This window comes from Mesobacillus sp. S13, assembly GCF_020422885.1.
Classification (GTDB): domain Bacteria; phylum Bacillota; class Bacilli; order Bacillales; family Cytobacillaceae; genus Mesobacillus; species Mesobacillus selenatarsenatis_A.
Window position 1 is genome coordinate 2,946,603 of the sequence record NZ_CP084622.1, and the last position, 12,962, is coordinate 2,959,564.

Annotated in this window: 11 protein-coding genes; all 11 read right to left on the reverse strand. The window is 45.2% G+C overall.

The features are described from left to right. Positions 1 to 15: 15 nt before the first annotated feature. Positions 16 to 297 (reverse strand): YokU family protein, encoded by a 282-nt coding sequence (locus LGO15_RS15085; RefSeq protein ID WP_209438034.1) that lies wholly within the window; start codon positions 295 to 297, stop codon positions 16 to 18. Beyond that, complete coding sequence (ablA, locus tag LGO15_RS15090) at positions 297 to 1,736, reverse strand: lysine 2,3-aminomutase (RefSeq protein ID WP_167833723.1); 1,440 nt, start codon at positions 1,734 to 1,736, stop codon at positions 297 to 299. The genes LGO15_RS15085 and ablA overlap by 1 nt, the downstream gene beginning before the upstream one ends. A gap of 165 nt (positions 1,737 to 1,901) precedes the next feature. Next, on the reverse strand, positions 1,902 to 3,299 hold the full coding sequence (locus LGO15_RS15095; protein WP_167833724.1) for a sigma-54 interaction domain-containing protein: 1,398 nt from the start codon (positions 3,297 to 3,299) through the stop codon (positions 1,902 to 1,904). Positions 3,300 to 3,351: 52 nt separating this feature from the next. Further along, a complete protein-coding gene (ablB, locus tag LGO15_RS15100) occupies positions 3,352 to 4,218 on the reverse strand; it encodes a putative beta-lysine N-acetyltransferase (protein WP_226085196.1) in 867 nt (288 codons plus the stop codon). Positions 4,219 to 4,276: 58 nt separating this feature from the next. Next, complete coding sequence (locus LGO15_RS15105) at positions 4,277 to 5,698, reverse strand: aldehyde dehydrogenase family protein (protein ID WP_167833726.1); 1,422 nt, start codon at positions 5,696 to 5,698, stop codon at positions 4,277 to 4,279. A gap of 12 nt (positions 5,699 to 5,710) precedes the next feature. Continuing rightward, positions 5,711 to 7,039, reverse strand: coding sequence for a 4-aminobutyrate--2-oxoglutarate transaminase (gabT, locus tag LGO15_RS15110; RefSeq protein ID WP_167833727.1), 1,329 nt, complete (start codon positions 7,037 to 7,039; stop codon positions 5,711 to 5,713). Positions 7,040 to 7,060: 21 nt separating this feature from the next. Continuing rightward, positions 7,061 to 8,329, reverse strand: coding sequence for a peptidase (locus tag LGO15_RS15115; protein ID WP_167833728.1), 1,269 nt, complete (start codon positions 8,327 to 8,329; stop codon positions 7,061 to 7,063). Between the two features lie 14 nt (positions 8,330 to 8,343). Further along, positions 8,344 to 9,009, reverse strand: a complete 666-nt coding sequence (locus LGO15_RS15120; protein ID WP_167833740.1) for a 3-oxoacid CoA-transferase subunit B — start codon at positions 9,007 to 9,009, stop codon at positions 8,344 to 8,346. Further along, positions 8,994 to 9,686: a CoA transferase subunit A gene (locus LGO15_RS15125; protein ID WP_167833729.1), complete on the reverse strand. Its 693-nt coding sequence runs from the start codon at positions 9,684 to 9,686 to the stop codon at positions 8,994 to 8,996. Before LGO15_RS15125 ends, LGO15_RS15120 begins: the two co-directional genes overlap by 16 nt. Beyond that, on the reverse strand, positions 9,687 to 11,048 hold the full coding sequence (locus LGO15_RS15130; protein ID WP_167833730.1) for an aspartate aminotransferase family protein: 1,362 nt from the start codon (positions 11,046 to 11,048) through the stop codon (positions 9,687 to 9,689). It abuts the gene before it with no gap. Between the two features lie 932 nt (positions 11,049 to 11,980). After that, positions 11,981 to 12,961 (reverse strand): S66 family peptidase, encoded by a 981-nt coding sequence (locus tag LGO15_RS15135; RefSeq protein ID WP_226085197.1) that lies wholly within the window; start codon positions 12,959 to 12,961, stop codon positions 11,981 to 11,983. Between the last annotated feature and the right edge of the window lies 1 nt (position 12,962).

Consider the following 12,962-nt stretch of genomic DNA (forward strand, 5'->3'; position numbering starts at 1 on the left):
TATCACACCAGGATATCAGGATGAAAAGTCAAAGTAATTACGCTTCAACAACCTCGGCTGTGCCATCAATTCTTCAAAGGTGACCACTTTACCGAGTTTTTTTGTATCGATTAAAAACAATTGGTCTTCGATTTCCTTCGTGATCAATTCGGTCTGGTATGTCATATCGCAATCGAGACAATGGATGGCAGGGGTTTCATTAATCTGAATTGCTTTCGTGCCGTCCGGAAGTTCCCAATAGACTTTGTCACTTACAGCTTTGGTATTTTCACTGCTGCACCACTCGCATTTTGACATCAGTCAACCCCCTTTGTCGTAGGAATAGCTCCCTGCCCATCAGCTGCTTCAGCTGTCGTCTTGTTCTGTTGCGCCATAAATTTCTTTTCCTTAAGCTCATCACGTTTTTCACGCTTATCCTTCAGAGATGCATGCGCAGGATCTTCCTCATACTTTTCCCTGCGGTCAAGCCTTCCAAGACCTTCTGGAATCAGGTTAAATTCACTGTCGTTCATAATCGCTGCGATTCCGGTGTTCGATTTTTTCTTCTCATAATCTGGGTACACTTGTTTGAAGTAGCCCTCCGCTTTTCCTGGAACATAATTTTCCGGCTCAGGGTAAGAGGTGATCACACCTTCAAAATTGCGGAGAACGACTTTTTCCGGACTTTGGGAAATCAAGTAATTCGGCTGCAAGGAGATTTTTCCGCCACCGCCAGGAGCGTCGACTACGAAAGTTGGGACAGCGTAGCCCGATGTATGTCCTCTTAAACCTTCAATAATCTCAAGTCCCTTTGTAACTGGAGCACGGAAATGACCTATGCCCTCTGACAAATCACATTGGTAAATATAATATGGGCGGACACGGATTTTTACGAGGTCATGCATAAGCTTTTTCATGATCGGGACACTGTCATTGATTCCTGCCAGTATGACAGACTGGTTTCCGACTGGTACACCCGAGTTTGCAAGCATTTCACAGGCCCGTTTCGAGTCTTCCGTAATTTCGATTGATGTGTTGAAATGTGTATTCAGCCAGATTGGGTGGTATTTTTTAAGGATGGAACAAAGATTCTCTGTAATTCGCTGCGGGAAAACAACCGGTGCCCTCGTTCCAATTCTGATAATTTCAACATGGTCGATTTCTCTCAGGTTTTTTAAAATATATTCGAGTATATTATCGTTGATGAGGAGACCATCCCCGCCTGAAATCAATACATCGCGGACTTCAGGGGTCTCCCTGATGTAATTGATTGCAGCATCAAGCTGCTTCTTGGCAACCCCCATGCCGATTTGGCCGGAAAACCTTCTCCGAGTACAATAGCGGCAATACATCGAGCATTGGTTGGTCACAAGGAAAAGCACCCTGTCAGGATATCTATGAGTTAAGCCAGGTACTGGCGAATCCTCGTCTTCATGAAGCGGATCTTCAAGATCATATTTTGTTTTGTGAATTTCCTTTGAGATGGGGACTGACTGCATTCTGATCGGGCAGCGCGGATCATCCGGATTCATTAATGAAGCATAGTAGGGTGTGATATTCAACGGAATGGTTTTCGTCGAGATCCTGACACCCTCTTCTTCTTCAGGCGTAAGATTAATCACCTTCTTTAAATCGTCCAGTGTCCTGATTGTATTGGTAAGTTGCCATAGCCAATCATTCCATTGCTCCTCCGTAACATCCTTCCAAAGCTCAATATCCTTCCAGTGTCTTGAAGGCTTATATAAAGTCTGTTTCATCCCAATTCCCCCCAGCTATTTTTATAGTTATTTATATTGCAAGTTCCGTGCCAAAAGTGACGGATTATTCTGAATACATTAAAACCAGCATCAGCTGGGAGTTCATACGATAGCTGGGGAAAATAAGTCAGTATAAAAAAAATAACCTGCTGAAATTTCGGCAGATTAGGTAGTTATATTTAATTTTTTGATTTTATATTGGAGTGTTTGCCTAGGAATATCCAGGAGGCTGGCTGCTTTTTGGATATTGCCGCCCGATGCATCAAGCGCGTCCTTGATTAACGAGATTTCCAACTCTTTAAGGTGGTCCCTTAAAATAAAAGAGTTTCGTGATTTTTCATCAGGGGGACCTGGGACGATGTTTTTCAGCATCATTGGCAGGTCTTGTCCAGTCAGCATCGTGCCTTCACATACATTCATCATGTATTCAATTGTATGTTTCAGCTCCCTTACATTGCCTGGCCATTGGTGGTTGAGAAAAATGGCCTTCACATGGCCATCCAGTCCAGAGATATGCTTACTCAGCTGGTTGTTATATTGGCTGATGAAGATATCGGATAAATAGAGGATGTCCTCTTTCCTTTGCCTTAAAGGCGTAAGTTCGAATGTCAAGACATTCAGGCGGTAAAACAAATCCGTTCTCAACTGGTTCTCTTCCATAGCCTGAACAGGGTATACATTCATCGCGGAGATCACCCTGACGTTGACGGAGATGACATTTGTACTGCCGATTCTTCTGACAGCCCCATCCTCTAAGACACGAAGGAGCTTGGCCTGCAGGTCGAATGGCATTGAATTCAGCTCGTCTAGGAAGAGTGTTCCACCGTTTGCCAGCTCGAAAAGACCCGGCCTGTCCACCGCCCCAGTATAGCTCCCCTTAGAGGTGCCAAACAGGATGCTTTCAAGCAGGTTTTCCGGTATAGCCGCACAGTTCTGCGCGATGAAAGGTCCATTTGCCCTATTGGAGGCGTTATGGATGGATTGGACGAAAAGCTCCTTTCCAGTACCGCTTTCTCCATATACAAGAATCGGTGAATCAGACATTGCCAGTTTCTCGGCCTTTTTCTTTATCGTCATAAAATGCTTATTTTTTGTAAGCATGTCACTGAATGTATAACCCGCTTGCAGTTTGACCGCTTTCCCGTTGCGAGGCTTAAGCTTTTTTTGGATTTCGACCAGACGTTCAGAAAGCTGCTTAATCTGGGAGTAATCCTTTGCAATTTCCACTGCACCGATTAAATCTCCCTGAACAAAAATTGGCAAGGTTGTATTGACAGTGTCAATCTTCCGTCCATGCAAATTGACAAAGGACTGGGTTTCATTAAAAATCGGTTTCTTCGTTTCAATTACTTTCAAAAGGGTGCTGGATTGATTATTCAGTGAAGGAAACACACTAAGCAGCGGCTTTCCAATCACTTCGCTGATTTCAAGTCCATCATGCCTTGCTGCCACCTCATTATAAAAAATGGTGATCCCAGCTGTATTCACGACGTGGATTGCCTCGTCAATGCATTTCAATATTGCGCTTAAGATTTCTTCCGTCACATTGGATACTGAATTCATCTCATCACACTCCCATATTGAGTATATGACAGAGTGCCGAAAAACTGTCTTATCACTGCCCAAAATTTGGCGTTTTTGCCAAATCTTTTACCCAAACGTTCATGTTTTCAATTTTATCATAGATATACACGTTGTTCACCAGCCTGCCGCGATACGCATAGCCCAATTGATACAGTGCTGCATTCATGCCAAAGGATAAAGCCCTGGCGATGGAGTAAGCGCAATAAATGCCATTTTCAATCAGTTCATCTTCAAGACGTGCCAGCAGCACCTTCATTAAACCGTGCTTTCTATGTTCTTTTAAGGTTGCGCAATCTGTCATTTCAGCATTTTTATAAAAAGAGTTCACATCCGCTGATGCCGCGCTGACAATCTGGCCGTCATTTACAAAGCCAAAATAAATACTCCCTTCTTTCATCGTTTTGACAATATACTCCGGGTCATTCAATGGTGTCGGATAGATTTGAAAAACCTTGCTATATAAAACAGACAGGCCCTGAGCGTCTGTTTCGTCCATTTTTTTCAGGATGTAATCATTTGGAGGTGTGATGTTCTGCGCCGGTTCCGCCAGATGGTACACACTCTTGATGATTCCATCTTCCTGTACCCAATGCAGTGAAGTCCTTCTTTCATCGCTATAGAACTTCGAAAAGAACACACAGTCATTGCCGAGGAAAAATCCGTCAATACCTGCCTCAAAACTGAAGCCCCGTTCAAGCAGCTGCGTAAAATGCTCTTTCCTTCCCTTGATAATCAATTTGTCTGCTTTTTCGCTCTCCACAAGCTTCTCCGCATGATCCAAAACATGTGGTAAACTGCCTAAATAATCTTCCACCCTGACCCGCTTATTCTGTTGATCCAGGTAAACAGTCACATTATAATTCTTATCAGAAAAGCTCAAGGTTTTTCCTAAATGCATGTTCATTCCCCCAATTCCCAAAATGTATGAAAAGCCTGGCTTTGGGCCAGGCTGACGGTCAATCTAGTTTAATGGATACGAGCTTCAGTTCTGTCATCTCTTCTAAAGCATATTTAATCCCTTCTCTGCCGTTCCCGCTCAATTTGACACCTCCATATGGCATGTGATCCACCCGGAATGTCGGGATATCATTGATCATTACACCGCCAACATGAAGGATTTTTGCTGCTTTGAAAGCTTTTTGAAGATCTTTTGTATAGACCCCTGCCTGAAGGCCAAATTGGGAGTCATTGACCTGAGCGAGCGCATCATCGAATTCTATGAAAGTGTTGATATGGACAACTGGCGCGAAAACTTCCTCACAGGAAATTTTGTCAGTGAGCTGTGCATTGAGCAGCACGGTCGGCTTCAGGATTTGCTTATCGCTTTCTCCGCCATATACCAGCTCCGCTCCATTTTCCACAGCGTCCTGAACCCACGTTTTTGCCCTGGCCACATCATTAGCACTGATCATCGCAGCTAAATCTGTTTGTTCATCCAGCGGATTTCCTACCTTCAGCTTACCAGTTTCTTCTACAAATGTTGAAACAAATTTATCAGCAATGCTTTCATGCACAAAAATTCTCTGAATGGATATGCAGACCTGGCCTTGATTTGAGAATGCTCCCGTAACGATTCTTGGCATAACCTTGTTAAAATCAGTTCCTTCGTCGACAATCAATGCGGAATTCGAACCTAGTTCAAGAGTTACCCTTTTGAGGCCTGCATTTTCGCGGATATGCTTTCCCACTTCAGGGCTACCTGTGAATGTGACCATTTTTACCCGATCATCTGAAATCAGTACATCGCCAACACTCTTCCCACTTCCAGTGACTACATTCAGAGCACCTGCAGGCAATCCTGCCCTATGAAAATAGGAAGCTATTTTGTATGCCGATAACGGTGTCTGGCTGGCTGGCTTAAGGGCGACCGTATTACCGGCAGCAATAGCCGGGCCGACCTTATGGGCCACGAGATTCATCGGAAAGTTGAAAGGAGTGATCGCAGCAATCACACCCAGCGGTTCCCTGACTGTATAAGCGACTCTTCCCTCGCCTCCAGGTGCCGCATCCATTGGGATTGTTTCACCATGAATCCTCCTAGCCTCTTCTGAAGCAAAAGTATAGGTCATGATCGTACGGTCAACTTCTCCTCGAGCTATCTTCAAGGGTTTGGAGGATTCCTCCGCAATCAGCCGGGCACATTCCTCCCTGTCTTCCTGGATGAATTCAGCCACTCTACGCAGGATATCAGAACGCTTGTGGGCATCCATTTCCGCCATCACTCTTGCTGCTCCTGCCGCTGAATCAATTGCTTTTGTGACATCTTTATTGCCTGCTTCGGCAACATCAGCAATTTTTTCTCCATTGAATGGATTAAAAAGCGGACGATATGTTTCCGTTTCAACGCTCTCTCCATTTATCCATAAGTTCTGTTTCATTGCATATCCCTCCTATCGCTCGCAGCATTCATTTATGACTGCTTCCAGCACATCGAATCCTTCCTCAATCTGATCATCTGTTATGACGAGAGGAGCCAAAAGCCTGATTACATTACCGTAAAGACCTGCGCTCATCAAGATCAAGCCTCGCTGATGTGCTTTAGCGAGTATTTCGCGGACCAATTGTCCGTTAGGTTGATCATTCTTATCGAAACATTCAATTGCACACATTGCTCCAATTGAACGGATATCGCCAATCTCCGGGAAGCGGTCTGTCAGCTTGCCGAACCTAGCATGAAATTTTTCACCAAACAAGTTTGCTCTATCAAGAAGATTTTGTTCTTCTATCATTTTAACGACTTTTACGGCCGCTACACAACCGAGAGGACTTCCTCCAAAGGTGCCGCCAATTTCGCCAACGCCTGCAGAATCCATAATCTCGGCCCTTCCTGTGACCGCACTGATCGGAAGTCCGGCAGCTATTGATTTTGACATGGTCATCAAGTCTGGTACAACGTCGTAGTGCTCCATCGCAAACATCTTTCCCGTCCTGCCAAAGCCAGTTTGAATTTCATCTGCGATAAAGAGAATTCCATATTGTTCACAGATTTTTTTCACTCCCTGGACAAACGCCTTGGACGGAATATTAAATCCACCTTCCCCTTGAATTGGTTCCATTATGACAGCCGCAATTTCGGTAGCAGGAACCTCACTAAGGAAAAAGGTCTCAAACTTTTTCAGCATATAGGCGTCCAGTTCTTCAGGTTTCATCTCTTTCTCCTGGGAATACACCGGATATGGCCATTTATAAGTTTCCGGAGCGAATGGCCCGAACTGGTATTTGTATGGTTTCACTTTACTAGTCAGGGACATGGCCATATAGGTCCTGCCATGAAATCCTCTTTCAAAAGAAATGATTCCTTTTCGTCCTGAATATTTCCTCGCGATCTTGATCGCATTCTCAACTGCTTCTGCTCCGCTGCTTAGAAAGAAGGTTTTTTTATCATGAGTTCCTGGGGTGATCTCATTCAGCAATTCTGACAGTTCAATATATGGTTCATACATCATCACATGAAAGCAAGGGTGAAGGTAGCGGTCAATCTGTTCATGCAGTGCATCCACAACCTCAGGCGGACAGTGTCCAACATTCAGCGTTCCAATGGCCCCGGCAAAATCGATGAAGGTATTTCCATCGACGTCAGTCAACAATGCACCTTCCCCTTTTTCCGCAAACGACTTGATTGTGTTGAATGGTCCAAGAGGAACACTTTTTTCTTTTCGCGCTAACAATGCCTGTGCCTTCGGACCCGGTATCGCTGTGTTAATCTTTATATATCCCATTGCTTGATTCCCCCTTTTTCTCTAATCGCTGACCTCACACCACTTAAGTAATGCAAGGGCTATGATTTCAGCAGCTTCAAAAACATCTTCTAGCTTGATATACTCATTCGCCTGGTGTGCTGTTTCCGTTACTCCCGGTCCAAAGACCACTACAGGCACTCCGCCAACCTTCGAAAGAATTCCTCCGTCAGTAGCCCATGGAGACGCCTCGATTAATGGAGTCTTTTCTTTAACTTCCTTAAAGCTATCTGAAAGGACATGGATCAGTTCATGTTCGGGATCCAGGTCGCCTGGCAGCCAGCTAGCACCGAACCATTCAAGCTCAGGTGAATGATCTCTCAACCACGGATCTTCATTACAGACTTCCGCAATGGCTTCCAACATTTCATACTTTGCCTCTTCCTGTGTTTCATTTGGGGCGACCCCCATCCTGCCCTCAATGACAGCTAAATCTGGTACAGAAGATGGCCAATCTCCTGCATGGATTTTCCCTATATTGATAGGAATTGGGATTGGGATGCTCTCAAAAAACGGGTCTGTGATTCTCTCATTCCTCTGAGTCTCCAAGCTTCTCAGTCTATCTATCACCAGCATGGATTTTTCAATCGCGTTGACCCCTTCATACCTTGTCCCGCCATGTGCCCCTTTTCCTTTTACAGAGATTCTGAACCACATCGATCCCTGCTGTTTTGGAAACAGTTTCATATTGGTCGGTTCAGGGATGATGGCTGCATCCGCTTTATAACCTTTCAGGACCGTGGCAAGGGTACCGGCACCACCGCTTTCTTCTTCAATCACACTCTGAAAAATAACATCGCCCTTTAACTTTATTCCTGAATTCTTAATTGCCTCCATCGCCATGAGCAGTGAAGTTGTGCCGCCCTTCATATCTGTCGAGCCTCTGCCAAACAACTTGCCGCATTCGATATGCCCGCTGAACGGGTCTTTATCCCAATCTTTTGGGTCACCAGCGGGAACAACATCAATATGTCCATTGAGGATCATCGACTTCCCTCCGCCTGTCCCCCTCATAATCCCGATAGCATTTGGATTTCCATCGAAGTCTTTTCGATCAGAACAAAACGCTGGGTGGACAGTAAGTGTGTTATCCCCGATTTCCCATATATCCATTTCAAGTCCAAGCTCGCGGCATTTTTCTATAATGACTGCCTGCGCTCCGCTTTCATCCCCTCTTGTACTAGGTTCCTGGACTAACTTCTGTAAAAGCCGCGTCCCTCTGATTCTGCTCTCTTTAATGTAATTCCTCACCTTTTGCTCAGGAGTTTGCACGATATCAGCCCCTTTTAATATTCGATAATCCGGACCTCAGCTGCGACTGTAAATTCGCATGCGGTCTTAGAGGTAACTTCAGGTATTGTATGTGGCGCAAAAAGTTCAGACAAAATCAAAGATCCATCCATTATTTTAAAAACTGCGAGGTCGGTAATCACCATGTCGACACATTCAGCTGCCGTTAAAGGCAAGGTACAGGATGGGACAATTTTAGAAACCCCGTTTTTATCGGTATGGTTCATCAATACGGCAACTTTCTGGGCCTTCTGTGCCAGCTCCATTGCTCCTCCCATACCTGGAACCTTCTTGCCGGGGACAATCCAGTTTGCCAGGTCCCCTTTTTGGCTAACCTGCAAGGATCCTAGAATCGTAAGATCCACTCTGCCCCTGCGAATCATTCCAAAGGCAACAGCGCTATCACAATAAGAGGAACCCGCCACGACAGTAACAGGGAAGCCGCCAGCATTGCATAGGTTTTCATCCTCAAAACCTTTTTCAGGCGACTCCCCCATCCCAATAATTCCGTTCTCAGCATGGAACATGACTCTCGTATTCTTGGGAAGGTGGTTTGGGACCAGTGAGGGAATTCCTATGCCTAGATTGACAACCATGCCCGGAGAGATTTCTTCGGCAGCTCGTCTGGCCATTCTATTTCTGACATCTACTCCCATGCCCATCTCCAATTCACCCCTCCAGAAGGAATTACCATATCTACAAATACTCCAGGTGTAACGATTTCTTCAGGATCCAGGCTGCCCAGGGGGACAATTTCCTCTGCCTCTGCAATGGTGAAATTCCCCGCCATCGCTACAAGTGGGTTCGTATTCCTGGAACTTTTATCAAAAACAAGATTTCCGTATGGGTCTGCTTTTTTGGCATAAACGATTGAAACTTCGGCAGTTAAAGCTGTTTCGATCAAATAGTCTTTGCCGTTCAAGGTCATTCTTTTTTTTCCTTTAGAAACAAACTCATGTTCAACGCCTACATCTGTCAAAATGGCGCCGAGACCCATTCCTCCAGCACGGATTCGTTCTGTAAGGGTTCCCTGTGGCGAAAACTCTACCTCCAGCTCCCCCTTGGTCATCAGTTCACCTGCAACTGGATTAGAGCCGATATGCGAGGCGACGACTTTCTTTGCCTTGCCGCGGCTGACAATTTTCCCAATTCCGATTTCAGGAAAACCCGTATCATTCCCAATCAGCACAAGGTCTTTTATTTCTTTTTCGAGAATGCCGTCTATCAGGTCAGGAGGAGATCCTACTCCGCCAAACCCGCCAAACATCAAGGTCATCCCGTCATAAAAATGCTCCATTGCTTGTTCAAGTGTGGCTATCTTTCCAAATGGATTTTCCATCTATTTCTCATCTCCATTTTCACAAGGAAATCCCAGTATTCTATATACTTCAAGGAATGTTGCCTTCAGCAGAGCTATCAATTCATCAATCTCTCGCCTGGTGATCGTCAGCGGCGGAGAGATAATGACTGCGTCCCCTGACAGGCCATCCAGGCCGGCACCTGCTGGATAGAGCAGAATCCCTTTTTCTCTTCCTGTTTTTACAACTAGCTCTGTTAATTTGATGCTTCGTTCAAACGGGATTTTTGCACCTGCCAATCTGACAAATTCAAGACCGAGAAGCAAGCCCTTTCCCCGGACATCACCGATAAACTCAAACTGATTCTTCAACTTATCGAGCTTGTTTTTCAGGTAAATAGACTTTGATTCGACTTCATTAAGAATTTGATTGTTCTCAAGGTATTCCAATACCGCCAGTGCGGCTGCGCATGATTGTGGATTCGCGCTAAGCGTATGGCCGCTCATAATCGATTTAGAGCCATTCTCAATAGGCTCCATCACATGATCACTGACAACCGTTGCTGCAATCGGAGCGTATCCTGCTCCCATTCCTTTTCCAAGGGCGACAATATCGGGGATGATGTTCCAGTGTTCAGATGCGAGCATCGGTCCTGTTCGGCCAAACCCTGTCATCACCTCATCCGCGATGAATAATATATTGTTTTCGTCACAAATCTTTTTAATCGTTTCGTAGTAGCCCTTTGGGGGAGTTATTGCGCCTCCAGCAGCACCGATCACCGGTTCTGCAATAAATCCGGCGATATGTTCAGAACCAATCCGCTTGATCGCTCCCTCAAGCTCCAGCGCACATAAAAAGCCACACTCAGGTGCTGAGCTTTGATATGGACATCGGTAACAATATGGAGGTGAAATGGACGGAAATTCCTCAAGCAATGGAACGAACCTTGCTCTTCTCCCTGGATGACCTGACATCGATAGGGCACCAAGCGTGATTCCATGGTAGCTGATCCATCGTGATAAAATTTTTGTTTTTGACTTGATCCCCTTCTCTTGCCAGTACTGAATCGCAATCTTCAGCGCGGTTTCTGTAGCCTCTGAACCACTATTTACGAAGAAACTCCAATTTAAATCCCCTGGCAGAGCATCGGCTAGTTTTTCCGCAAGTTTTTCGGCTGCCTCACTAGTGAATTGGGAGCGATAGACAAATGACACCTTTTTCGACTGTTCATGCATGGCCAGGATAATTTCAGGAACCCCGTGTCCAATATTTGCCGTGACAGCCCCGGATGCAGCATCTAGATATTTTTGGCCTTCTTTGTCAAAAAGAAAGACACCCTTTCCATAGTCAATCTCTGGATAGCTTTCATCCAAGGCAGGTTTTATCAAGTAGGACGGCTTCATAAATTCACTCCATTCACCGCAATTAAAATTAAATGGACATTCTGTAAAGTGTATGAAATGAATAGGGGAATCTTTCTTGAAGATGTAAAAAATAAGTGGTACTTGCCTGAGGTTATTGATAGGGATGGATTTGACAACTCTTCGTAGTTTCGGAATGCCTACACTTCGGACAATTTCTGCTCTTCCGCTGGCTGTTTTGTCTGAACCTGGGGTGACTTCGGACAAAATCTACTCTTCCAACGGCTGTTTTGTCCGAACCTGGGATGACTTCGGACAATTTCTGCTCTTCCGCTGGCTGTTTTGTCTGAACCTGGGATGACTTCAGACAATTTCTGCTCTTTCACCGGCTGTTTTGTCTGAACCTGGGGTGACTTCGGACAATTTCCGCACTTTCACCGGCTGTTTTGTCCGAACCTGGGATGACTTCAGACAAAATCTACTCTTCCGCTGGCTGTTTTGTCTGAACCTGGGGTGACTTCGGACAATTTCTGCTCTTCCTTCAGCTGTTTTGTCCGAACCTGGGATGACTTCGGACAAAATCTACTCTTCCGCAGGCTGTTTTGTCTGAACCTGGGGTGACTTCAGACAAAATCTACTCTTCCACCAGCTGTTTTGTCCGAACCTGCGTTGACTTCGGACAATTTCTGCTCTTCCTTCAGCTGTTTTGTCCGAACCCGGGGTGACTTCAGACAAAATCTACTCTTCCGCTGGCTGTTTTGTCCGAACCTGGGTGACTTCGGAAAATTTTTGCTCTTCCTTCAGCTGTTTTGTCTGAACCTGGGATGACTTCGGATAAATTCTGTTCTTCCAACCGCTGTTTGTCCGAACCTGCACCTACTTCAGACTAATCTGCTTTTCTAAAAGCTGTTTTGTCCGAAATATTTCGAGCAAAAAAAAGACACCCATAAAAGGTGCCTTAAAAAGTGAAAGAACTATTCTTTTTGTTCAATAAAGATCTCGGTTTGGCCAGCTGCTGCTTTTACAGTTGCGGTTGCTCCGATTGGCAATGTCGCAAATGGCTGGACATGGCCAAAGTTGACGTTTGCGATGATGGGTATGTTGCGCAGCTCTTCCTTACTGGAAATAATCTTCCTTAGTGCCTCTTCTGTAATATTGGAGTTTTTTTGGAAGCGGCCAATCAATAGCGCTTTTATCGAGTCAGCATCCGGCAGATGCAGCAGCGACTGCAGATCCCTGTCGAAGCTCCTTGAATGGCTTTCTTCGTCATCCTCAATGAACAGGATGCTATCTTTCAGTGAAGGCATAAACTCTGTTCCCTGAAGCAGGTTCATCGTACAAAGGTTTCCGCCAATCAGTTTTCCCTCGGCTTCTCCTTCCTGGAGGATTAGAAAGCCGTTTTGTTCATGGAATGTCCGATTTTCCTGGTCAAGATACCAGGCATCGTCGGACCATGTTGCAGATGGAACGACTTCATAAGGAGCATCATTCGTGACTGCCTGCAAAAACGATTCCATCGTATATTCAAGTCCATGCTTCACGCCGAAGCTTGAAAAATGTGGACCTGAGTAGGTTACGAGACCTGTTTTTTGATAGATCGCCAGCTGAAGCGCGGTAATGTCACTGTATCCACATAGAATTTTAGGATTAGCAGCAATCAGGTCAAAGTCTATATACTTTAGCAGCTGATTGGAATTATATCCGCCAATTGCCGTTAAGATTCCTTTTACATTTGGATCGGCAAAAGCATCATGCAAGTCCTCGATCCTTTCAGCAATGGAAGAGCTGAAGAACTCGTCGTGTGCCTCCGCATTCTTCCCAAATGTCACATTGAAACCCAGCTTGGTCAACCTCTCAACAGACAAATCAACCTGGGCCCCCTTCAATATGACCATGCTGGTCGAAGGCGCAATCACTCTTATTTCGTCCCCTGGCACTAATTTAGGTGCAAACATT

Coding starts and splice junctions, on each gene's coding strand:
- LGO15_RS15085 (WP_209438034.1), bottom strand. CDS start 297: ATGTCAAAATGCGAGTGGTGCAGCAGTGAAAATACCAAAGCTGTAAGT.
- ablA (WP_167833723.1), bottom strand. CDS start 1,736: ATGAAACAGACTTTATATAAGCCTTCAAGACACTGGAAGGATATTGAG.
- LGO15_RS15095 (WP_167833724.1), bottom strand. CDS start 3,299: ATGAATTCAGTATCCAATGTGACGGAAGAAATCTTAAGCGCAATATTG.
- ablB (WP_226085196.1), bottom strand. CDS start 4,218: ATGCATTTAGGAAAAACCTTGAGCTTTTCTGATAAGAATTATAATGTG.
- LGO15_RS15105 (WP_167833726.1), bottom strand. CDS start 5,698: ATGAAACAGAACTTATGGATAAATGGAGAGAGCGTTGAAACGGAAACA.
- gabT (WP_167833727.1), bottom strand. CDS start 7,039: ATGGGATATATAAAGATTAACACAGCGATACCGGGTCCGAAGGCACAG.
- LGO15_RS15120 (WP_167833740.1), bottom strand. CDS start 9,009: ATGGGCATGGGAGTAGATGTCAGAAATAGAATGGCCAGACGAGCTGCC.
- LGO15_RS15125 (WP_167833729.1), bottom strand. CDS start 9,686: ATGGAAAATCCATTTGGAAAGATAGCCACACTTGAACAAGCAATGGAG.
- LGO15_RS15130 (WP_167833730.1), bottom strand. CDS start 11,048: ATGAAGCCGTCCTACTTGATAAAACCTGCCTTGGATGAAAGCTATCCA.
- LGO15_RS15135 (WP_226085197.1), bottom strand. CDS start 12,961: ATGTTTGCACCTAAATTAGTGCCAGGGGACGAAATAAGAGTGATTGCG.